Here is a 21,257-nt window from a genome sequence, read left to right as displayed (position 1 = left end):
GCAAGTATTTTTTCCCGCCCCGAGGCGCTGGTCACGACGCGGGAATCAGGAGTCTTCACGCCGCGGACGGCGCGGTTTCTTCATTGCCGTCACCGGGCGCCGCTTGTTTTTGTCGCGGCTCCAGCGATTTTTCTCGTCCGGCGTCAGTTCCGGTACCTTGCGCGGCTCGAGCCCGGCCATCGTCGACAGCTCGTCGATCTCGTCCTGGGTCATCTCGGTCCACTCGCCGGCCTTGGCCCGCTTGTCGAGGAAGATGTTGCCATAACGAACGCGTTTCAGGCGGCTGACGGTTAGGCCCTGGGATTCCCACAGACGACGCACTTCTCGATTGCGCCCTTCCATGATCACCACGTGGAACCAGCTATTGATGCCTTCGCCGCCGAACTCCTGCACGTCGGAAAAACGCGCCGGGCCGTCTTCGAGCATCACCCCTTCGACCATATTGACCACGTGCTCGCGCTTGACCTCACCCATTACGCGGACCGCGTATTCGCGTTCGATCTGGTGCGAGGGGTGCATCAGCCGGTTGGCCAGCTCGCCATCGGTGGTGAACAGCAGCAGGCCGCTGGTATTGATGTCCAGGCGACCGATCGCGATCCAGCGCTCGCCTTTCAGCCGCGGCAGGCGTTCGAACACGGTCCGCCGCCCTTCCGGATCCTTGCGCGTGCACAGCTCGCCTTCCGGCTTGTTGTACATGATCACGCGGCGCGGCACTTCTTCCACGGCACGCAGGCTGATCAAGCGGTCGTCGAGCGCGACACGATCGCGCGACCCCACCCGATCGCCCAGCTTGGCGACCTGGCTGTTGACCTTGACACGGCCGGCGCTGATCGCCGTTTCCATCTCGCGGCGCGAGCCATAGCCGGCCCGGGCCAGCACTTTCTGCAGTTTTTCGGTGTTGATCTCGGTCATGATATTTCGTTGCCTCATCGGCTCGAGGAATCACCGGTGACCGCCTGCCCGTCAGGCAGCATGGTCGGTAGTGGCGATCCTCAGGTGTCCGTGTCCGAATCGTCGTCCGCTGGGGAGGAGTTCGACTCCGCCTCTTCGGCCTGACGCTTCCGGGCACGTTCGGCCAGTCGCACTTCGAGCTCGGCAAAACTCAGCGACTCGCCGGGGGACGCCATCTCGGCGTGTTCGTCATTGTCGGGCTCATCTGTGTCACATTCACCCGACGTTGCCGATAAATCGGTATCTTCTGGTTCCCCCACCGCTTCCGCGGCGTCTTCTGCGTCGAGCGATGGCGTCTCGCCGGCCGTATCGACATCGGACGCACCGACATCAGGTACGTCAACATCGGGTAAGTCGACACCAGATACGTCGACGTCAGGCACATCGACATCAGGTGCATCGGCAAACGGCTCATGCATGCACGTTTCGAACGTCTCGAGCGGCTTGAGTTCATGCATCGGCGGCAACGACTCCAGCGTACTCAACCCCAGATCGTCGAGAAACGACCGGGTGGTGGCGTAGACCGCCGGTCGCCCCGGCACGTCGCGATGACCCACGACGCGAATCCAGCCGCGTTCGACCAAGGTCCGCATGATCGAGCTGCTGACGGCCACGCCGCGCACCTCCTCGATATCGCCGCGGGTCACCGGCTGGCGATAGGCAATCAGTGCCAGCGTCTCGAGCAGCGCCCGGGAGTATCGCTGGGGCTTTTCATCCCACAGCCGCGACACCCAGGGCGAGTAGCGCTGACGAATCCGCAGCTGATAACCCGAGGCCGACTCGCCGAGCTCCAGCGCACCGCCGGCCGCCAATCGCTCGGACAGCTTGTGCAGCGACTCGCGAAGCGCGGCGCGGGACGGTGGCTGTCCGGATTCGAGCAAGCCGTCATCGAACAACGCCTCGAGCCGCTCCAACGAGACCGGCTCGCCCGCGGCCAGCAGCACCGCTTCGAGAATTTCGTCCAGCGCCGGCGTCACGACTGAAGAAATGTAGGAGTCGGTCAGGCGGCTCATGCCTTGGTCTCGCCTTCACTGTCGGGAATGTCGGGTCCAACGATACCGCTCTTTGGAGCAGCATCGGCGGTCTCGAATGCCAATTCAGCCTTGTCTTCTAACTCGTCATCGCCCTCGAATATGCCATCGCCCTCGTCACTCGCGATACCCTCTTCCAGCGCCAGCCGGGCACGCAGGTGGATCGGCGAGAGCGGCGCATTCTGCACGATTTCGATCATCGACTCACGCGCTAATTCGAGAATCGCCATGAAGGTCACGATGACCCCGGCGCGCCCCTCGGAAAGCTCGAACAGCGCCTCGAACGGCGTGAAACGATCGGCGTTCAGCTTGGCCATGATCGAGAGCATTCGCTCGCGGGTCGAGAGCACTTCACGACTGATCCGATGGGACTGACGCAGATCGGCCCGTTTGAGCATGCCGCCGAGCGCGCCCAGCAGATCGTTCAGCGACACGTCCGGGTGAATCACGCGCCGCTCGAGCTCGGGCAGTGCCGCCTGCGCCGGGTGCCAGTCGCGTCCCATGCGCGGCAGGGTATCGAGTTCCTCGGCAGACAGCTTGAGCTGCTCGTACTCCTGCAGCCGGCGAATCAGCTGAGCTCGCGGATCTTCCTCGTCGTCCTCGTCATCACCCTTGGGCGGCCGCGGCAGTAGAGAACGCGATTTGATCTCGGCGAGCATCGCGGCCATCACCAGATACTCGCCGGCGAGATCGATCTCCATCGCCTGCATCAGGTCCACGTACTCGACGTACTGGTGGGTGATGGCGGCGACGTTGATGGCGAGGATATCGAGATTCTGGCGCCGGATCAGATAGAGCAGCAGATCGAGCGGGCCCTCGAAGGTCTCGAGAAAGACCTTGAGCGCTTCCGGCGGAATGTAGAGATCCTGCGGCAGCTCGGTCAGGCCTTCGCCATTGACCCGCGCCACGAACTCCAGCGGCAGCTGCCCGGCAGGCGACGCCTCGGCGGCATCGGGTCGTTCGGATTCGATAACGCTCACGCCGCCTCCCGGATCACTGCTGAATAGTGACAGCAGTCTAACAAGGCAGGCGACGCTGGCCTATCGACACGACATCGGCCGGCCGGCGGAGGTCTCGCCGCCATCGTTGGCTCTCAGGCAGGCTGGCGCGCAAATCGGCGATAGGTAAATTCGCCGTCTCGGCTCGAATCGATGACCGCCAGCGTCTGGATCTCGTCGTGATAGGGCGAGAACTCGCAGACCGGGTCCATCTGGGCGGCATCGCCGGTCAGCATCAAGGCCTGGCAGCGGCAGCCGCCCCAGTCGATCTCGCGCCGATCGCAGCTCTGGCAGGTCTCCGGCATCCAGTCGGTGCCGCGGTAGGCGTTGAACGCGGGATTGTTCTGCCAGATGTCGCCCAGGGCGTGTTCGCCCACGTTCCAGAACTCGAGTCCGGGAATGGTCTCGGCGGCGTGGCACGGCAACACCTTGCCCGCGGGCGTGACGTTGAGCGACTGACGGCCCCAGCCGTTCATGCACGGTTTGGGCAGACGGGCGTAGTAATCCGGCACCACGGCGTCGATGACGAGCTTGCCCTTCAGTCGCTCGCGAGCTGCTTCCACCAGATCGAGCGCTTCCATCACCTGCTCCCGCGGCGGCATCAGCGCACCACGGTTCTGAAGCGCCCAGCCGTAATACTGCGCGTGAGCGATCTCGAGACGCCGCGCGCCGAGTTGCAGCGCCAGTTCGACCAGATCGGGAATCTGATGCAGGTTGGCGCGATGGATCACGCTGTTGAGCGTCAACGGCAGCCCGACGTCGGTCACCTCGGCAGCGAAGGCGAGCTTCTTGTCGAAGGCGCCGGGCAGGTTGGCGATATGATCGTTGACCTCCGCGGTCGCACCCTGCACCGAGAGCTGGACGTGATCGAGCCCGGCATCCGCCAGCGCTTCGAGCCGCGCCCGGCTGATATTGACGCCGGCGGTGATCAGATTGGAGTAGAGGCCGTGCTCGGCGCAGCTCGCCACCAGCGCTTCGAGATCCTGGCGCAATGCCGGCTCGCCACCGGAAAGATGCACCTGCAACACGCCGAGCTCGGCCGCCTCGGCAAAGACCCGCTGCCAGGTCTCGGTATCGAGCTCCTCACGCTTGCGGGTCAATTCGACCGGGTTGGAGCAATAAGGGCATTGCAGCGGGCAGCGGTGGGTCAATTCCGCCAACATGCCGATGGGGGGTGGCTGCATCGAGGGCGACTGTCGCGCTTCCGGCTGGGTATTCATGCCACTTCCAGGACGTTCTTGGTGATCAGATCGGCGAGCATCGCCCGCACGTCGACGAGTATGCGCTCGCGGGGCGCCGCGAAGGTTTCGGCCAGATCGTCGACGATGGCGGCGATATCACGCTCGCCATCGACGCGGGTGAGCACCTGCTGAGCGATGGGATCGAGCTGGAACACCCGTTCCGGCGCCAGCAGCACCCAGCCGCCGCGGGCCTTGTCCTCGCGCAGCCGCACGCCGCGCGGAATCTTGACCACGTCGTGCTCGTGGAGCGTCGGCACGCCGCCGGTGTCGTTGTTAGTAGGGGCGTCGACATTCATCGGGCAATTCTCCCTCGGCCACCCAGGCCGTCACCTTCGATCTCCTGCCCTTCGACGCCACTGCCCCAGGCGCCCGGCGGCACCTGGCCCGCTGGATTCGAGCCGGAACCGACATAGGCGTGCTGCAGCGCATCGAGCATCGCCCACAGCACGCTGCACTTGAAGCGAAGCGCGTCGATCACCGCCTGCTGCTGGTCGGCGCGCTTGGCGTGGCGCTTGACGTAGTCGAGCGCCATCTCGGCATCCCGCGGCGCCTGGGTCAGCCGCGGCTCGAAGTAGGAGAGCGTCTCGCGGGAGACAAAATCGTAGTGTTCGAGCATGCCGCGCACGCGCTGGCCGATCACCATCGGCGAGAACAGCTCGGTCAGCGACGAGGCGATCGCCTCGAGTAGCGTCCGATCGCGCACGAAGTGAGTGTAGGCTTCGACGGCAAAACGCGTCGACGGCAGGATGCCGCGGGTCGAAACGACCAGTTCACGGGGCAGATCCAGGCCGTCGGTCAGCTTGAGCCAGCGCTCGATGCCGCCCTCGCCCGCGGCTTCGCCGTCATGGTCAACCAGCCGCGAACGCCAGGTTCGGCGCAGATCGGGATCGTCGAGCCTCGCCATCAGCGAGGCGTCCTTGATCGGGATCATCGCCTGATAGTAGTAGCGGTTGAGCGCCCAGGCCTGGACCTGACGCTTGTCGAGCTCACCGTTCTGGAGCATCAACTGGAACGGATGACGATGATGGTAGCGGGTCTCGCCGACCTCGCGCAGCCGGGCTTCCAACGCCTCCATGCTCAACGGCTCGACGAGGTCAGGATGGTTTTCGAAATTCAGCAAGAGAGCTCCATGCCGTCATGGGCGATCTCCCAGCCGGCGCGCTCGGCCGCCTGACGCTCGGAGGAATCCGCGATCAACACCGGATTGGTGTTGTTGATATGGATGAAGACGCGCTTGCCCAGCGAGAGTTCCGCCAGCGCTGCGATACTGCCCTCGGCGCCGGACATCGACATATGGCCCATGCGGTTTCCGGTCTTGTGACCGACGCCCGCGCGCACCATTTCATCGTCGCGCCACAGGGTGCCGTCGAACAGCAGCAGATCGGCACCGTCGAGACGCGCCGCGAGTGTCGGCGTCATCGCGGCGCAGCCGGGAATATAGTAGGCGCGCCTGTCGCCGCTGATCAGTTCGACGCCGACGGTGCTCTCGCCTTCGACACCAATCTCGACTTGATCGCCCTCCAGAAAGAGTGCGGTCTTGCCCGGCACCGCGAACAGCCGAGCCTGCAGGCCGTCTAGCAGCGTGAAGGGTTGATCCAGGGCGATCGATTCGCGACTGACGTAATCGAGGTTCAGCACATCGAAGATCGGGCTGCCACGCAGCACATCCTGGATCATCGGCGTCGCCAGCAGCCGAAACGGCGAGCTTTCGCGGAGATTGAGCAGCCCGCCGATATGATCGACGTCGGCATTGGTCAGCAGCACGCTGGCGATCGGCGTATGTCGTCGGCCCTCGCGCGGATGCAGTGCCGGCGTCTGTTGAATCTGTTTGAGAATATCGGGCGCGCAGTTGATCAGCGCCCAGTTCTGACCGTCAACGCTGACGGCAATCGAGGATTGGGTTCGCGGCGTCACGCGCGGATCGCCTTCCCAGACCAGACGGCACACGTCGCAGCGGCAGTTCCACTGAGGCGAGCCGCCACCGGCGGCCGCCCCGAGTACGCGCAGCTGCAGAGCAGCACCGCCGCGCGTGTCTTGCTGATGGCTCAAAATTCAGCGGGCATGTAGTCGTTGATTTCCATACCGACGCAGATTTCCTTCACTTCCGGGGTCGTCCAGCTCATGGGGAGCTCCTGAGGTCGATTGTCGATCACGCTCGGATGAGCGCTTCTCCATATTAGCCAATCGTCGCGGTTTATCCCAAGAATTTACTTAGCAAGTAAACTTTTAACCGTCGATGCCGGCGCCATCCGCCTTGCGATAGCGTCCGACATAGTCGAAAAGTTTCTCGTCGACCCGCCAGTGGCGACCGCTCTTGCGGCCGATGACGAAATCCGGCGCGCGTAATCGATACGCCTCCGCCGCTGCCTGCTCGGCGGATTGCGGCCGCCAGCCGCTGGCCGGCGCGCGCAGATGGTGGCGCAGGAAGACCCGCTCGAACACATGCTGCTGGGCCGGTGTTTCCAGCCCGAACCACTCGTCCAGCGTCTCGCCATCCTCGTCATGGTAGGTCACCTTGAGCCGCGGTACGCCGCGGCCGTTGGTGGTTGCCTCAAGCTGCATGCCGCTGACCCGCAACACCCTGGCATGACGCAACTTGAGCGCATCTCGCAGCTTGTCGTCGGGATCGACCAGGCGCTCGCCGCAGTGCCCGCAGGAGCGTGCGGCGATATCGTTCTCGCCGCCGCACTGCTCGCACACCTTGAAACGAAAACGGAACGTGCATTGATGTCGACTCTCCACGGCGCCCGACCCCGCGCCAGCATCGACCTCCTTCCCCGGGTTTGACCTTCCGCTTTTCGCGGGGCTTTGGCCGCGTATAGAGAGCGCGGGGCTTTGGCCGCGTGTGAAAAGAAGCCCCTGACAGCGTCGACCGTGATGCTCGATCACGAAGTCGCCGTCACGCTTGCCCCAGAAAGTGTTGGCGAAGCCGCATTCGGGGCATTCGACCTGTACCGGCTCGCTCTCGCCGTCCGGACGCGCCTGGGCGATCTCCGGCGCATAGAGCTCCCACGGGTTGCCGGCGTAGTCGAGAATCAGGCAGTCGGTCTTGCCTGGCGAGAGCCGCAAACCGCGCCCGACGATCTGCTGATAGAGCCCCACGGATTCGGTCGGGCGCAGAATGGCGATCACATCCACGTGCGGCGCGTCGAAACCGGTCGTCAATACCGCCACGTTGACCAGATACTTGAGCTCGCGGGCCTTGAACGCCGCGATCAGTCGCTCTCGCTCCGGGCCCGGCGTCGCTCCGGTAATCAGCGCACTCTCGGTCGCGGGCAGCAGCTCCCGCACCTCTTCGGCGTGCGCCACGGTGGCCGCGAAGATCATCACGCCCTGACGATCGTGGGCGCGCTGGATCACGTCATGAATGATCTGCGGCGTGGCACGATTGCCCTGAACCACGCCGTTGAGATCGCGCTCGGCAAACTGGCCGTTGCGCTGTGGGGTCAGGCGCGAGAAGTCGTAGAAGGCCATGGCGCCGTCGATGCGCCTGGGTTCGGCGAGATACCCCTGACGCACCATCACGCGCAGCGGCTGCTCGAATACGCAGTCGCGAAAGAACGTGTTCTCCGGCCCTTTCACCATGCCGTGGTAGTGGCGGTGATAGAGAAAGCCCTCGCCAAGCCGATACGGCGTTGCCGTGAGCCCCAGCACCTTGAGGTTGGGCCGCGCCTCGCGAAGCCGCGCGATCACCTTCTCGTAGGTGGAGACAGCCCGCTGGCCCGCTTTTCCCGACGCTGCCTTCTGGCACTCGTCCCCGCTATCGCGGGCGAGAGAGACGCGATGGCACTCGTCGATCACCAGCAGTGTGAACTCGCCGGTGGCGAAATCATCCAGACCGTTGACCACCGACTGCACCGAACCGAACACCACCTGGCGCCCGCTCTCCTTGCGGCCCAGGCCGGCGCTGAAGATATCCGCTTCGAGCCCGTAGGCGAGATACTTGGCGTGATTCTGCTCGACCAGCTCGCGCACGTGGGCCAGCACCAGCACCCGGCCACGGGCCCGCCGCGCCAGCTCCGCGATGACCAGCGATTTGCCACTGCCGGTGGGCAACACCACCACGGCCGGATCGTCACTGCCCCGGAAGTGCGCGATGACATTATCGACGGCCTGGTTCTGATAGGGGCGAAGCCGGGGGACAGCGCTGTCCGAGGAGGATTTGAGCATGGCCGGCATGTTACTCAGATCGCGCGACCGAAGAAACGCCCCGGGAGCGTCATTCCAATAGCCAGCCGCATCATCCGGTTGAGGCCGGAGGAATTCTTTCATCTACGCCTTTAGTGGAATTGTGAAAAATGATCGATTCGATCAAATTAGCAATCGTTTCGATCACTAACCGCTAGTGAACCACTCGCCACGCATGGCGCACGGGAGCCAACTCCATGAAACTGCTCGCCACGATCCAGAAGGTCCCCGGGGGCCTGATGGTGGTCCCCCTCATTTTCGGTGCCGCGCTCAACACCATCGATCAGCTCCATCTCTCCTGGATCACCGCCATTCTGCAGTGGCTGGGTGCCGGGCAGACCGATAGCGGCCAGTACGAATTCCTGCGCATCGGCGGCTTCTCCCAGGAGCTGTTCAAGGATGGGGCGCTGGTGCTGATCGCGCTGTTCCTGTTCTGCTCCGGTAGCCAGATGAACCTGCGCGTGGGCGGCAAGGCGCTCAAGAAAGGCGCCCTGCTGGTCACAGCCAAATACCTGACCGGTCTGGCGGTGGGCGTGGGGCTGGGGCTGATGTTCGACCCGATCGATGGCCTGCTGGGTCTTTCGACGGTAGCGATCATCGCCGCCATGACCAACGGCAACGGCGGCATGTACGCGGCACTCACCAGCCAGTACGGCAACCGCTCCGATACCGGCGCGGTGGCGATCCTGTCGCTCAACGATGGTCCGTTCTTCACCCTGATGTCGCTGGGCCTGCTGGGTTCCCAGTTCCCGGTGATCGCTTTCATTGCGGTGCTGTTGCCGATAGCGCTGGGCATGCTGCTGGGCAATATCGACCGCGATATTCGCGCCTTCCTCAAGCCCGGCGAAATTCTGCCGGTGCCGTTCTTCGCCTTTGCGCTGGGCGCGAACATGAACCTGGCGGCGTTCTTCAATCCCGAGGTGGTGGGTGCCGGCCTGCTGCTGGGCGTCATGACTACCGTACTCACCGGCGGCGTCGGCATTCTGGTCTTCCGGCTGTTCCGCGAACCCAGCGTCATCGCGCCGGTTTCCGAAGCGACCACAGCGGGCAACGCCGCAGGCACGCCGGCTGCCATCGCCGCCGCGGCAGCCGTTGCCGCCAATTCGGGGATGATGAGCGCGGCCGAAGCGCAGAGTTATCACGACCTGGTCAACATCGCGACGTCGCAGATATCGATCGCCACGCTGACGACCGCCATTCTGGGGCCGATCGCCGTGATGCTGGTCGATCGCTGGCAGAAGAGACGCGGCATCGAAGGCACCCTCGAGGACGAGCCGCAATCCCGTGTCGACGAGGATCTCGGTGTCGCCCGCGACGGTTGAGCGACGCCGCTGCCGTATCGTGGCATGCTGAGACGAATGACATCATCCGGCGGCGCGCAAGCGCCGCCATCCTGGAGCCTTCATGAAAATCTCTCTGCTCTACGGCAAGGGTGAGCTGGCACTCGACCTGCCGGACGACACATTCGTCGTCGAACCGACGACGCAGCATGGGATGGAGAATCCCGAAGCCGGCGTTCGCGAAGCACTCTCTTCGCCGATCGGTACCCCGCCGCTCAAGGAGATGGTCAAGGCCAGCGATCGCGTCGCCATCGTGATCAGCGACATCACCCGCCCGACGCCCAATCATCTGCTGGTACCGCTGCTGATCGAAACGCTCGATCACGTGCCGCACGAGAATTTCGTCATCATCAACGGCACCGGCACCCACCGCGACCAGACGGTCGAGGAGCTCCGCGGCATGCTGGGCGACTGGGTGGTGGATCACATCGAGATCATCAACAACCACTGCGACAACTACGACGAACTGGTCAACGTCGGCGACAACAGCTTCGGCTGCCCCTCGTGGCTCAACCGGCGCTGGGTCGAGGCCGACTTTCGTATCGTGACCGGTTTCATCGAACCGCACTTCTTCGCCGGTTTCTCCGGCGGGCCCAAGGGCGTGATGCCGGGTATCGCCGGGCTCGAAACGATCATGACGTTCCATAACGCCCGCATGATCGGCGATCCGCGTTCGACCTGGGGCAACATGGCCGACAATCCGCTGCAGGCGATGACCCGCGAGATCAACGCGCTATGCCCGCCGCATTTCATGCTCAACGTCACCCTCAATCGCGACAAGGCGATTACCCGGGTGTTTGCCGGCGACCTGACCGAGGCGCACCGTCAGGGTTGCGAACATGAACTCGAGCACGCGATGGTGAAAGCCGATCGGCGCTTCGACGTGGTGATCACCGGCAATTCCGGCTATCCGCTCGACCAGAATCTCTATCAGGCGGTCAAGGGCATGAGTGCCGCGCACAAGATCGTCAAGCGCGGCGGCACGATCCTGATGGCCTGCGAGTGCTCGGACGGCATTCCCGATCACGGCAAGTTCGCCGAGATTCTGGCCATGGCCGATTCGCCCCAGGCGCTGCTCGAGATGATCGAGGATCCCGAATTCGCCATGCTCGATCAGTGGCAGGTGCAGAAGCAGGCTGTCATCCAGAGCTGGGCCGATGTGATGCTCTACTCGACGCTGAGCGACACCCAGGCGCGCGCCGCACTGATGCAGCCGGTGCACGACATCGCCGAGGCGCTGCAGTCGTTGAAGGCACGCTATGGTGACGAGATGACCATCGCCGTGATGCCGCTGGGCCCGTTGACCGTGCCTTATGTCGATGACTGAGCCGCCGATCGACGTACACACGACGGGAGAGAACCCATGACTTCGATGGCTCGAACCGAACGAATCGATGCCTTGAGCGTGGAAGCAGCGGCGCCGTCGCGTCCGTCTGGCGTGTCGCTGACCGCCGACGTGGCCCAGGGCGCCGAACTCGAGGCCAAGCTGGAACGCCTGCGTCACGTGCTTCGCGAGATGGGCGATGTCGTGGTGGCGTTCTCCGGTGGCGTCGACAGCACCTTCCTGCTGGCCATCGCGCTGGAGACGCTGGGCCGGGAACGCGTGCTGGCGGTCACCGCCGATTCGGAATCCTATCCGTTCGAGGAACTCGATGCCGCCCGCGAACTGGCCCGGCGTCTGGAGGCGCCGCACCGCGTCATCGAGACCTCGGAGATCGCCATTCCCGGTTACGCCGAGAACGACGCCAATCGCTGCTACTACTGCAAATCCGGCCTGTTCACCCACCTGGCGCCGATCATGGTCGACGCCGGATTCCATAATATCGTCTTCGGCCTGATCGCCGACGACGACGGCGAGCATCGCCCCGGCACCCAGGCGGCCCGCGAGTATGGCGTCCGCGGACCGCTGCATGAAGTCGGCCTGTACAAGGCCGAGATCCGCGAACTCTCCCAGGCCATGGGGCTGCCGACCTGGAACAAGCCCTCGCTGGCGTGTCTGTCATCGCGGGTCGCCTACGGCGAGCGCATCACGCTGGAGAAGCTCGAGCGGATCGCCGAAGCCGAGCGCCGCGTCAGAGCCCTGAACATCGGCCAGCTCCGCGTGCGCCATCATGGCGAACTGGCGCGGATCGAAGTCGAACCCCAGGACATGGCGACGGTGCTCGAACATCACGACCGGCTGGTCGCGGAACTCACGGCGCTGGGTTACGCCTGGGTGACGCTGGATCTGGCCGGCTACCGCAGCGGCAGCATGAATCGACTGCTGCCTTGAATTCGGCTCGACAGGATATGACATGACCGAACGCCCAGACCGACCCATTTCCGATCTCGGGTTCGCCCGCGTCGATCACGCTCGCGAAGCTCGCAACGGCGTTCCCGAAGTCGTGTTCGGCGAGGGCAAGCAGGCCGATCAGATCAGCGCCATCGTCGCCCGCCTGATCGATCGTCACCGGCGAGCGCTGGTCACCCGACTCGATGCCGAGCGCGCCGAACGCGTGCTTCAGGATCATCCCCACGGGCACTACGATCCGATCAGCCGGCTGCTTTCGTGGGGTGCCTCGCCGAAGCGTCTCCCCGGCACCGTGGCAGTGATCTGCGCCGGCACCTCGGACCTGCCCGTGGCCGAGGAAGCGGCGGGCACCCTCGAATGGCTGGGCGTCAACGTCGCCCGGCTCAACGACGTCGGCGTCGCCGGCATCGATCGCCTGCTGGCGCATCGCGAAGCGTTGACCCGAGCCGACGTGCTGATCGTGATTGCCGGCATGGAAGGCGCGCTGCCCAGCGTGATCACCGGGCTGGTGCGCAATCCGGTGATCGCGGTACCCACCTCGGTGGGTTACGGCGCCAGCCTGCAGGGCGTCACCGCTCTGCTCGGCATGCTGTCGGCATGCGCCACCGGCATGAGCGTGGTCAATATCGACAACGGCTTCGGCGCCGCCTGGCAGGCGGCCAGCATTCTCTCGCTGCTCGAGCGAGGCCCCGATCCGCGACCCGCCAGCTTCGAGAGTTCGCCAGCCGCCGCCGAGGAACCCGCCGAATCCGCCTCAACCAGGGCCACGTAGCTCATGAAGACGCTTCATATCGACTGCACCTTCGGCATCGCCGGCGACATGCTGCTGGCGGCGCTGGTGGATCTGGGTGCCGATCTGGACCAGATCGCCACCGCGTTACGTCGGCTGCCGATCGATCCGTTCGAACTCGATACCCGACCGGTGGATCGCTGCGGGATTCGGGCCCGCCTGCTGACGATCGATCTCGACATCGCCGATCCGCATGGACATGTTCACGGCTCTCCTCACGACGATCATTCCCATCACGATCATCACGACGCCGACCACAATCACGACCACGACCACGACCACGATCACGACAATCACGAGCACGAGCACGAGCACGAGCACGCCCATGGTCATGGTCATCGCCGTGCCGGCGATATTCTGACGATGATCGCGGCCGCCGACCTCCCGAACCGGGCCAGACATCGGGCGACGGCGCTCTTCACCGCGATTGCCGAGGCCGAGGGGCGAATCCACGGCATCGATCCCGGCGAGGTCCACCTGCACGAAGTGGGGGCGATGGACTCGATCATCGACATCCTCGGCGTCTGCCTGGCGCTCGAGCTGCTCGATATCGATCGGATCAGCGCCTCGCCGGTGCCGGTGGGATACGGCATCATCGATATCGCTCATGGCCGCTTTCCGATTCCCGCGCCGGCCACTCTGGAGCTGCTCAAGGGGGTGCCGCTGTCGGATTTCGATGCGCCGGGCGAACTGACCACGCCCACTGGCGCCGCGTTTCTCGGCGTGCTGGTCGAGCGCTTCGGCGGATTGCCGGCCGGGAGACCGCTGCGGATCGGCTACGGCGCCGGCAATCGCGACTCGGCCCATCCCAACGTGCTGCGCAGTGTTCTGTTCGAGGCCGAGAGATCGTCCACGACCGCCCACGACTACGAACCGCGAGAGTCGATCGCCGTCTTGGAGTGCCAGCTCGACGATGTCACCGGCGAGCAACTGGGCCACCTGATGGGCTTGCTGCTGGAAGCCGGGGCCCTCGATGTGTTCTACACCCCGGTCACGATGAAGAAATCTCGCCCCGGAACGTTGATCACGGTATTGGCACCGTGGCCGCGGGCGGACGCCCAGGAGCGACTCTTGCTTCTACACACCTCGACCTTCGGCGTGCGCCGTCATGAATCCAGCCGGCGAATTCTGGATCGCCGAATCGAAGTCGTCGAAACCGAGTGGGGCGAGGTCAGGGTCAAGATCGGCAGCCTCGACGGCCGCGATATCCGGGTGGCACCGGAATACGATGATATCCATCGCCTTGCCCTCGAGAACGACCACCCTCTCGCCGATGTCCATGCCCGCGTGCTGGAAGCCTATGCCCTGCGTGGCGATTCTGGCAGTCCGGCGCTGAAACCCTGACCTGGACGAATCGCGGGCCGAATCACCAGCCCAAACACTTTCTGACTCACTGACCGAGTCACTGTCTGAGTCAGTGGAACTGAATTCGGCCTCGTTTTCCGGTTGGTGGCCACGCGTGTTCAGGCTCATGGCGGGTCGTGTTCCACCTTCGTCGACTTGCCATTTATGATCGAATCGATCAATTTATACGGAAATATTTAATCGGTTCAATCATAACCATGACGATAGCGCCTGCTTCGTACCCGGCAAATCCACCCTCGATGGCCGATCAGACATCCCTGCTCATTCTGGCCGACGATCTGACCGGCACCGCCGATTCGGCGATTGGCTGCACCCGACAAGGGCTCTCGACGCAAGTCATGCTCTCCGCTTCGGGAAGGGTCGGTGCCAGCGCCAATGCCGTCGCCATCGATCTCGACTCGCGAGCCTGCTCCCCACAGCAGGCGGAAGAGCGGCATCGCGACTGCCTGAATCAGTGGCAGGGGCGCTATCGCTATCTGTTCAAGAAGATCGATTCGACCCTGCGCGGCAACGTCGCCGCCGAGATCGCGAGTCTGGTGCCAAGCGCCGGCATGGCCATCGTCGCCCCGGCTTACCCGGCCACCGGACGCACCACCCGGGCCGGCCGCCAGTGGCTACACGAACGCCCGGTCGAGGAGACCGAGGTCTGGACCAACGAAGGCATCCGCGGCCGCGCCGATCTGGTCGAGATGCTGGAAGGCGCGGCGCTGACCACGCGTCACCTCGACCTGGCAACGCTCTATGAAACGGATTCGGTGGTCTCGAACCTGCTGCGGCAGTATCAGCAGGAAGGTGTCGAGGCCGTGATCTGCGACGCCCTGACGGATGCCGACCTGCGTCGGCTGGCAGCGCTATCCGCGACGCTCGACGGCGTGTTCTGGGTCGGTTCGGCCGGGCTGGGCCTGGTGCTGCCGGATGCGCTGGGTCTTACCGCTTCGACGGCCGAAACCCCTTCCGCCCGCGCCCCGCGTCGACGCCCGACGTTGATCGTGATCGGCAGCATGAGCGGTATCTCGCACGTTCAGGCCGACGCGCTGGTGGCCGCCAACCCCGACCTCGCGGTCGTGGAGATCACCCCGGCCGAGCTGTTCGGCGAGACGGAAGAGACCTCGTCGTCGCCCGCGCTGGCGTCGATCCCCCAGCGTCTCTCTCACCGTATCGGGGAGACGCTGCAGACGGGCAACGACGTCATGGTTCGTCTGGCCCAGAACGAGGATCGCAACGCCGCGGATGGACCGCGTCTCAGCGCCGAACTCGGCGTGATGCTCGCCCCGCATCTGGCCGCGGTCGACCGCCTGATCGCCACGGGTGGCGCCACCGCACGGGCCATATTGATGGCCGCGGACATCACCCGATTGACGCTGATCGACGCCCCCGACACCGGCATGGCCCGGCTGGTGACCCGCCATGGCGAGCGGCCCCTGGAGGTGATCACCAAGGCCGGCGGCTTCGGCGATGCCGAAGCCTTACAGCGGGTCTGGCACGACGCGGGATCCGCTACCCACGGGACAGTCGCCACCCACAGTGAATCCGTCACCCACTTTCAAGACTCAGCAGAGGATACGAACATGAGCGATCGCCCCATCATCGGTATCACCATGGGAGACGCCGCCGGCGTCGGCCCGGAAATCATCGTCAAGGCGCTCGCCCAGGACGCCGTCCACGACACCTGCCGTCCGCTGGTCATCGGCGACGCCGGTCGCCTGCGTCAGGCCATGGAGATCGTCGGTTCGACCCTCGAGCTGCATGTCGTCGACGCGCCCGCCCAGGCGCGATTCGAGCGCGGCACGCTCGAGTGCATCGACCTCGGCCTGATTCCCGCCGATCTGCCCTGGGGCAAGGTCTCGCCGATCGCCGGCGATGCCGCCTATCAGTACATCGCCAAGACCGTGGAACTGATCGAAGCTGGCGAGCTCGATGCGATCTGTACCGCACCGCTCAACAAGGAAGCGCTGCATGCCGGCGGCCACCTGTTCCCGGGCCACACCGAATTGCTGGCGCATCTCACTGGCACCGAGGAAGTCTCGATGATGCTGGTGACACCGAAGATGAAGGTGATCCACGTCACCACCCATATCGGCATCATCGACGCCATCGCCCGGATCGAGCCGGGACTGGTCACCCGCACCATCGAGCGCGCCCACGAAACGCTGGCCCGCGCCGGGCAGACCGATCCGCGCATTGCCGTTTGCGGCATCAACCCTCATGCCGGCGAGAACGGATTGTTCGGCTATGGTGAGGAGGAGGAGAAGATCGTGCCGGCGATCGAGGCGCTCCGCCAGCGGGGCTGGAACGTCGAGGGACCGCTGCCCGCCGATACGCTGTTCTTCCGTGCCGGTCGTGGCGATTTCGACTGCGTGGTGGCGATGTATCACGATCAGGGCCACGGCCCGGTCAAGGTGATGGGGCTCGAAGCGGGCGTCAACGTCACCGTCGGTCTGCCGGTGGTGCGCACCTCGGTCGACCACGGTACCGCCTTCGATATTGCCGGCAAGGGCATCGCCGACGATCGCAGTCTGATCGAGGCGCTGCGCCAGGCGGTCGAGCTGGCTAGCCGCCAGACCGCTCGATCGGCATGATCGCTGACACCCTTCATCGCATTCATGACTGTCACCGCTGAGGAGAGAGAGATGCCCACCATCGGTTTTGCAGGACTGGGATTCATGGGGGCCGGTATGGCCGCCAACATTCTGAAGGCGGGCCATCCGCTCAAGGTACTGGCCCATCGCAACCGCCAACCCATCGACGATCTGGTTGCCTGGGGCGCCGAAGAGGCCAGCAATGCCGCAGCGCTGGGAGCCGAGTGCGATATCGTCTTTCTCTGCGTGACCGGCGCGCCACAGGTCAAGGCGCTGATCGACGGCGATGAAGGGATCCGGGCCGGGGCCAGAAACGCCGGCCGCGAAGGCCTGGTGATCGTCGACTGCTCGACCTCCGAACCCACGCTGACCCGCGAACTGGCCGCCTCGCTGAGCGAGGACGGGATCACGCTGATCGACGCGCCGCTGGGCGGTACGCCGGCCCAGGCCGAGACCGGTGAACTGCAGGCGATCGTGGGTGCCGACGACGCCACTCTCGAGCGCGTGCGCCCGGTGATGGAGACCTGGGCTGCCAGGATCATGCACGTGGGCCCAGTGGGTGCCGGCCATACCATGAAGCTGCTCAACAACTTCCTGGCCATGGGCTACGGGGCGATCTTCGCCGAAGCGTTGACCATTGGCGCCAAGGCCGGCATCACGCCGCAGACTTTCGACAGTGTCATTCGCGGCTCGCGCATGGACAGCGGCTTCTATCAGACCTTCTTTCAGTACGTGCTTGAGCGCGATCGCAATGCCCATCGCTTCACTCTGGCCAACGCTCACAAGGACACCCGCTACCTCGCGTCGCTGGCCGAGGCGATGAACGTCGATGCCGGTGTCGCCAAGGCCGTTCGCGATCTCTACGCCAGCGCTGAATCCCAGGGCGACGGCGAAAAATACGTGCCCGAGCTCTCCGATATCGTGGCGGCGCGTTACCATACGTCACTCGGAAAATGAGATTGGTCGGCCTCAAGGAATCACCATGAAAGTCGCCAAACGTCGCCAGGCGATGCTGGATGCTGTGCTCTCGGGCATCACCAGCATCGAGGCGCTCTGCCAGCATTTCACCATCTCCGAGGCAACCGCACGGCGCGACCTCGGCGCGCTGTCGGATCAGGGCCTGCTGGTTCGAACCTACGGGGGCGCCGCGGCCCATATCGGCCATCGCGAACCCGAGCTGACCCTGGAACAGCGGCGTACGCGTCAGGGTGACGTCAAGGCCCGGCTGGCCGATTGCGCGCTGGGCTGTGTCGAAGACAACGACACCGTGCTGCTGGACGGCGGCACCACTACCGCCGCGCTGGCGGCCCGACTCAACGAGCGTCGCGGCCTCCACGTGGTGACCAACAACATGGCGGCGCTGCCTTGTCTCACGCAGCTGCCGGAGGGTCACACGACCGTGCTCGGCGGCGATCTGCGCGCCTCCAGCATGACCGTCTACGGGCCGTTGGCGCATGCGGCGCTGGCCCGGCTGACGGTGGACCGGCTGTTCCTCAGCGCCGATGGCGTCACCGAACTGGGGCTGTGCGAAGCAAGCCCGGAACAGGCGTGGCTCAAGGAGGCGATGATCGCGCGTGCCGCCGAAGTCTACATCATGGCGGACGCCACCAAGCTGGGCCGGGCCAGCCAGCAGCACTGGACCGCCTTCCCTCCGCACTGGACGCTGATTACCGACGCCACCGATGCGCGTATCGACAGGTTCAAGGCGTTGGGTGCCACCGTACTGCATCCGACAGCGTAAACCTGACCGCCGGGACGCCCTGCCTTACAATGAAGGTCATCGGCGCCACCGCGTCTTCGTCATGATTCCTGTCCGGAGTGCCTTCATGCAGCCCAACACCCCATCAGACTCCCCCAGCCCGCTCGAGCAATACATCGAACAGCTGCGCGCCATGGAGATCGACATCGAGGCGATGGATGCCCAGGCCGCGCGCATTCGCCAGGATCACCTCGAGTTCGTGCTGGTCGTCGCCACCGACGAGCCGGCTTTCTTTCAGTTGATGCTGCCCGGCGTGTGGCAGGCTGCGGACGCCGCCAACCGCCTGCTGCTGCTGGAAACCGCCAACGATGTGATGAACACGCTGAAAGCCGCCAAGCTGGTGGTGCATAACGAAGCCGTGCACGTCAGCGTGGAGCAGTTCGTCGAGGGGCCGGATCAGGGCGTGGCGCTGATTCCCGGGCTGCTGGAACTCCTCAAGAGCGCCGTTGCCGAATTCCAGGAACGTCTCGGCATGGGCGAGGCGCCGCGCGTACACTGATCGCAAGTACACTGATCGCAAGTACACTGATCATAAGTACGCTGATCGCAAGTACCCCAGTCGCAAGTAGGCTGATAGCAGGGAAAGCGGCCTGGCGGCATCAATATCGTCAGGCGCTCGAAGCGACCCCTTTCTTACCCCCCGATAAGGAGATCATCATGGCCGATTCCACTCACTTCGTGGTCATTGCCGAATTTCAGATCAAGCCGGGCCAGGTGCCGGCCTTTCTCGCGCTGGCGCACAACGACGCCAGTGAATCGCTGAGCAACGAAGAAGGCTGTCTGGCGTTCGACGTGCTGACGCCGGAAGGTAGCGAAGACATGGTCGTGCTTCACGAAGTCTATCGTGATCGAGCTGCCTTCGAGCATCACATGCAGATGCCGCACTACCCGCCGTTCAAGGAAGGCACCGCGCCGCTGATCGACGGCGAACCTTCTGTCCGTTTCTTCTATACCGCCACCCGCCCCGAATAAGCCTATCGAAAAGAGGCGCCTGGCCGCCTCCGCTGGCCGCGTGGCATCGCCCGCGGCTACACTCGGCGTTTCCCGAACCCAACCGGACGCCGTTGCATGCCCCCGAACACCCCACCTGTCACCTTCGGCCCCACGCCGCTATCCATCGAATCCGTCATCGCGCTGAGCGAACGCCGCGCCAAACCGACACTGGATGCCGACCCGCAATGGCGCGCTCGGATCGATCGGGGTGCGTCGGTGGTCGACGGCCTGCTGGACCGCGAGGGGCAGATCTATGGCATCACTACCGGCTACGGCGACTCCTGCGTCACCGCGATTCCGCTCTCCCAGGTCGAGGCGCTGCCGCGTCAGCTCTACACGTTCCACGGCTGCGGGCTGGGTCGCTTTCTCGAACCCGAGGCGGCCCGCGCCGTGCTCGCTGCGCGGTTGCAATCGCTGTGTCTGGGCGTCTCCGGCGTGCGCTTCGCGCTGCTCGAACGGCTGCAGGCCTGCCTGCGGGAAGACCTGCTGCCCAGAATTCCCGAAGAGGGCTCGGTCGGCGCCAGCGGCGATCTGACGCCGCTCTCCTACGTGGCGGCGATGCTGTGCGGCGAACGCGAGGTGATCTGGCAAGGTGAAGTGCGAACCGCGGCCGAAGCGCATGCCGAGCTGGGCTGGGAACCGCTGACGTTACGGCCCAAGGAAGCGCTGGCATTGATGAACGGCACCGCGGTGATGACCGCGCTGGCCTGTCAGGCCTTCGGTCGCGCCGAGTATCTTTTAAAACTCGCCACCCGCATCACCGCACTCAACGTCACCGCCCTGCGTGGCAACCCCAATCATTTCGAGGCGCGGTTATTCGCGGCCAAGCCACACCCCGGCCAATCCCGTGTCGCCGCGTGGCTGAGAGCCGATCTGGAACTGGAAAATCTGCCGCCGCAGCAACGCCTGCAGGATCGCTACTCGCTACGCTGCGCACCGCATGTGCTGGGCGTGCTGGCGGATAGTCTCGGCTGGCTGCGCGGCTTCATCGAGATCGAGCTCAACAGCGCCAACGACAACCCGCTGATCGACCCGGATGCGGGCGAAGTGATGCATGGCGGCCACTTCTACGGCGGCCACATCGCCTTCGCCATGGACAGCCTCAAGACACTGACCGCCAATGTCGCCGACCTGCTCGACCGCCAGCTGGCGCTGCTGGTCGACACCCGCTACAACCACGGTCTGCCGAGCAACCTCTCCGGCGCGCCGGCCGAGCGCGCGATGATCAATCACGGCTTCAAGGCCGTCCAGATCGGCGCCTCCGCCTGGGCCGCCGAAGCGCTCAAGGGCACCATGCCCGCCAGCGTCTTCTCGCGCTCCACCGAGTGCCACAACCAGGACAAGGTCAGCATGGGCACCATCGCCGCCCGCGATGCCCTGCGCGTGCTCGAACTCACCGAACAGGTCGCCGCCGCCGCGCTGCTCGCCGGACTCCAGGGCGTGCATCTGCGCGGCGATCCTCTGCCCGCCCCGCTTGCCGCCATGGTCGAAATCCTGCGCGAAGATTTCGCCCCGGTGGTCGAGGACCGCGCGCTGGATGGCGAGCTCAGGCTCTGTCTCGAGCGAATGCGGGCGCGGTATTGGGCGCTTTATTCGGAAACCTGAAAGGTGGTCACGACGAGTTCAGCAAGGACACTACTGCCTACGGTCTTACCACCCTATCGCACGGTCTGAAGAGAGGGCTTAACGCTCGCCCTCTCTTCGCTCTCCCTCTTTCTCGCGCCCGAAATCG

At 64.7% G+C, this 21,257-nt stretch carries 19 protein-coding genes; 11 read left to right on the top strand and 8 right to left on the bottom strand.

Annotation, left to right across the window (positions count from 1 at the left end):
* Positions 1 to 45 precede the first annotated feature (45 nt).
* The 8 genes from rluB to BTW08_RS09325 all read right to left on the bottom strand — a co-directional run bounded on the left by rluB (position 46) and on the right by BTW08_RS09325 (position 8,391).
* Entirely contained in the window at positions 46 to 912 is an 867-nt protein-coding gene (gene rluB, locus BTW08_RS09365) for a 23S rRNA pseudouridine(2605) synthase RluB (RefSeq protein ID WP_139313612.1), read from the bottom strand.
* An 80-nt stretch (positions 913 to 992) separates the two neighbouring features.
* Entirely contained in the window at positions 993 to 1,964 is a 972-nt protein-coding gene (gene scpB / locus BTW08_RS09360; protein WP_139313611.1) for an SMC-Scp complex subunit ScpB, read from the bottom strand.
* Entirely contained in the window at positions 1,961 to 2,905 is a 945-nt protein-coding gene (locus BTW08_RS09355) for a ScpA family protein (protein ID WP_075562265.1), read from the bottom strand. The genes scpB and BTW08_RS09355 overlap by 4 nt, the downstream gene beginning before the upstream one ends.
* Positions 2,906 to 3,075: 170 nt before the next feature.
* Positions 3,076 to 4,200, bottom strand: a complete 1,125-nt coding sequence (pqqE, locus tag BTW08_RS09350; RefSeq protein WP_075562246.1) for a pyrroloquinoline quinone biosynthesis protein PqqE — start codon at positions 4,198 to 4,200, stop codon at positions 3,076 to 3,078.
* Positions 4,197 to 4,517, bottom strand: coding sequence for a pyrroloquinoline quinone biosynthesis peptide chaperone PqqD (pqqD, locus tag BTW08_RS09345; protein ID WP_083627785.1), 321 nt, complete (start codon positions 4,515 to 4,517; stop codon positions 4,197 to 4,199). Before pqqD ends, pqqE begins: the two co-directional genes overlap by 4 nt.
* Positions 4,514 to 5,341 carry a pyrroloquinoline-quinone synthase PqqC gene (pqqC, locus tag BTW08_RS09340; RefSeq protein ID WP_246837684.1) on the bottom strand — a complete coding sequence of 276 codons (828 nt, stop codon included), beginning with the start codon at positions 5,339 to 5,341 and terminating at the stop codon, positions 4,514 to 4,516. The genes pqqD and pqqC overlap by 4 nt, the downstream gene beginning before the upstream one ends.
* Positions 5,335 to 6,270 carry a pyrroloquinoline quinone biosynthesis protein PqqB gene (pqqB, locus tag BTW08_RS09335; protein ID WP_246837683.1) on the bottom strand — a complete coding sequence of 312 codons (936 nt, stop codon included), beginning with the start codon at positions 6,268 to 6,270 and terminating at the stop codon, positions 5,335 to 5,337. Before pqqB ends, pqqC begins: the two co-directional genes overlap by 7 nt.
* Positions 6,271 to 6,447: 177 nt before the next feature.
* Positions 6,448 to 8,391 (bottom strand): DEAD/DEAH box helicase, encoded by a 1,944-nt coding sequence (locus BTW08_RS09325; protein WP_139313620.1) that lies wholly within the window; start codon positions 8,389 to 8,391, stop codon positions 6,448 to 6,450.
* 215 nt (positions 8,392 to 8,606) lie between these two features.
* Here BTW08_RS09325 and BTW08_RS09320 point away from each other — a divergent pair, with 215 nt between their 5' ends.
* The 11 genes from BTW08_RS09320 to BTW08_RS09270 all read left to right on the top strand — a co-directional run bounded on the left by BTW08_RS09320 (position 8,607) and on the right by BTW08_RS09270 (position 21,130).
* Complete coding sequence (locus tag BTW08_RS09320; RefSeq protein ID WP_075562243.1) at positions 8,607 to 9,731, top strand: 2-keto-3-deoxygluconate permease; 1,125 nt, start codon at positions 8,607 to 8,609, stop codon at positions 9,729 to 9,731.
* 82 nt (positions 9,732 to 9,813) lie between these two features.
* Positions 9,814 to 11,076 (top strand): nickel-dependent lactate racemase, encoded by a 1,263-nt coding sequence (gene larA, locus BTW08_RS09315; RefSeq protein ID WP_075562242.1) that lies wholly within the window; start codon positions 9,814 to 9,816, stop codon positions 11,074 to 11,076.
* Positions 11,077 to 11,112: 36 nt separating this feature from the next.
* Positions 11,113 to 12,021, top strand: coding sequence for an ATP-dependent sacrificial sulfur transferase LarE (larE, locus tag BTW08_RS09310; RefSeq protein WP_210403229.1), 909 nt, complete (start codon positions 11,113 to 11,115; stop codon positions 12,019 to 12,021).
* A gap of 22 nt (positions 12,022 to 12,043) precedes the next feature.
* Positions 12,044 to 12,811, top strand: coding sequence for a nickel pincer cofactor biosynthesis protein LarB (gene larB, locus BTW08_RS09305; protein ID WP_075562241.1), 768 nt, complete (start codon positions 12,044 to 12,046; stop codon positions 12,809 to 12,811).
* Between the two features lie 3 nt (positions 12,812 to 12,814).
* Entirely contained in the window at positions 12,815 to 14,173 is a 1,359-nt protein-coding gene (gene larC, locus BTW08_RS09300) for a nickel pincer cofactor biosynthesis protein LarC (protein WP_075562240.1), read from the top strand.
* Positions 14,174 to 14,433: 260 nt separating this feature from the next.
* Positions 14,434 to 16,773, top strand: coding sequence for a 4-hydroxythreonine-4-phosphate dehydrogenase PdxA (gene pdxA / locus BTW08_RS09295; RefSeq protein ID WP_075562239.1), 2,340 nt, complete (start codon positions 14,434 to 14,436; stop codon positions 16,771 to 16,773).
* 51 nt (positions 16,774 to 16,824) lie between these two features.
* Positions 16,825 to 17,730 carry an NAD(P)-dependent oxidoreductase gene (locus BTW08_RS09290; RefSeq protein WP_075562238.1) on the top strand — a complete coding sequence of 302 codons (906 nt, stop codon included), beginning with the start codon at positions 16,825 to 16,827 and terminating at the stop codon, positions 17,728 to 17,730.
* Positions 17,731 to 17,755: 25 nt separating this feature from the next.
* A complete protein-coding gene (locus tag BTW08_RS09285) occupies positions 17,756 to 18,514 on the top strand; it encodes a DeoR/GlpR family DNA-binding transcription regulator (RefSeq protein ID WP_075562237.1) in 759 nt (252 codons plus the stop codon).
* Between the two features lie 85 nt (positions 18,515 to 18,599).
* The gene (locus tag BTW08_RS09280; protein WP_075562236.1) at positions 18,600 to 19,031 is read left to right on the top strand and encodes a hypothetical protein; all 432 of its coding nucleotides are present in this window, start codon (positions 18,600 to 18,602) and stop codon (positions 19,029 to 19,031) included.
* A 158-nt stretch (positions 19,032 to 19,189) separates the two neighbouring features.
* Positions 19,190 to 19,504, top strand: a complete 315-nt coding sequence (locus BTW08_RS09275; protein WP_075562235.1) for a putative quinol monooxygenase — start codon at positions 19,190 to 19,192, stop codon at positions 19,502 to 19,504.
* 96 nt (positions 19,505 to 19,600) lie between these two features.
* Positions 19,601 to 21,130 carry an aromatic amino acid ammonia-lyase gene (locus tag BTW08_RS09270; protein ID WP_075562234.1) on the top strand — a complete coding sequence of 510 codons (1,530 nt, stop codon included), beginning with the start codon at positions 19,601 to 19,603 and terminating at the stop codon, positions 21,128 to 21,130.
* Positions 21,131 to 21,257 lie beyond the last annotated feature (127 nt).

The sequence above is a fragment of the Salinicola sp. MH3R3-1 genome (assembly GCF_001937155.1).
GTDB classification, from domain to species: domain Bacteria; phylum Pseudomonadota; class Gammaproteobacteria; order Pseudomonadales; family Halomonadaceae; genus Salinicola; species Salinicola halophyticus.
The sequence above is the reverse complement of the archived record's forward strand: the minus strand, read 5'-3'. Positions and strand labels throughout refer to the sequence as shown.

What these genes read in the sequence shown, in the direction of transcription:
- rluB (WP_139313612.1), bottom strand. Translation starts at nt 912, where the DNA reads ATGACCGAGATCAACACCGAAAAACTGCAGAAAGTGCTGGCCCGGGCC.
- scpB (WP_139313611.1), bottom strand. Translation starts at nt 1,964, where the DNA reads ATGAGCCGCCTGACCGACTCCTACATTTCTTCAGTCGTGACGCCGGCG.
- pqqE (WP_075562246.1), bottom strand. Translation starts at nt 4,200, where the DNA reads ATGAATACCCAGCCGGAAGCGCGACAGTCGCCCTCGATGCAGCCACCC.
- pqqD (WP_083627785.1), bottom strand. Translation starts at nt 4,517, where the DNA reads ATGAATGTCGACGCCCCTACTAACAACGACACCGGCGGCGTGCCGACG.
- BTW08_RS09325 (WP_139313620.1), bottom strand. Translation starts at nt 8,391, where the DNA reads ATGCTCAAATCCTCCTCGGACAGCGCTGTCCCCCGGCTTCGCCCCTAT.
- BTW08_RS09320 (WP_075562243.1), top strand. Translation starts at nt 8,607, where the DNA reads ATGAAACTGCTCGCCACGATCCAGAAGGTCCCCGGGGGCCTGATGGTG.
- larA (WP_075562242.1), top strand. Translation starts at nt 9,814, where the DNA reads ATGAAAATCTCTCTGCTCTACGGCAAGGGTGAGCTGGCACTCGACCTG.
- larE (WP_210403229.1), top strand. Translation starts at nt 11,113, where the DNA reads ATGACTTCGATGGCTCGAACCGAACGAATCGATGCCTTGAGCGTGGAA.
- larB (WP_075562241.1), top strand. Translation starts at nt 12,044, where the DNA reads ATGACCGAACGCCCAGACCGACCCATTTCCGATCTCGGGTTCGCCCGC.
- larC (WP_075562240.1), top strand. Translation starts at nt 12,815, where the DNA reads ATGAAGACGCTTCATATCGACTGCACCTTCGGCATCGCCGGCGACATG.
- pdxA (WP_075562239.1), top strand. Translation starts at nt 14,434, where the DNA reads ATGGCCGATCAGACATCCCTGCTCATTCTGGCCGACGATCTGACCGGC.
- BTW08_RS09290 (WP_075562238.1), top strand. Translation starts at nt 16,825, where the DNA reads ATGCCCACCATCGGTTTTGCAGGACTGGGATTCATGGGGGCCGGTATG.
- BTW08_RS09285 (WP_075562237.1), top strand. Translation starts at nt 17,756, where the DNA reads ATGAAAGTCGCCAAACGTCGCCAGGCGATGCTGGATGCTGTGCTCTCG.
- BTW08_RS09280 (WP_075562236.1), top strand. Translation starts at nt 18,600, where the DNA reads ATGCAGCCCAACACCCCATCAGACTCCCCCAGCCCGCTCGAGCAATAC.
- BTW08_RS09275 (WP_075562235.1), top strand. Translation starts at nt 19,190, where the DNA reads ATGGCCGATTCCACTCACTTCGTGGTCATTGCCGAATTTCAGATCAAG.
- BTW08_RS09270 (WP_075562234.1), top strand. Translation starts at nt 19,601, where the DNA reads ATGCCCCCGAACACCCCACCTGTCACCTTCGGCCCCACGCCGCTATCC.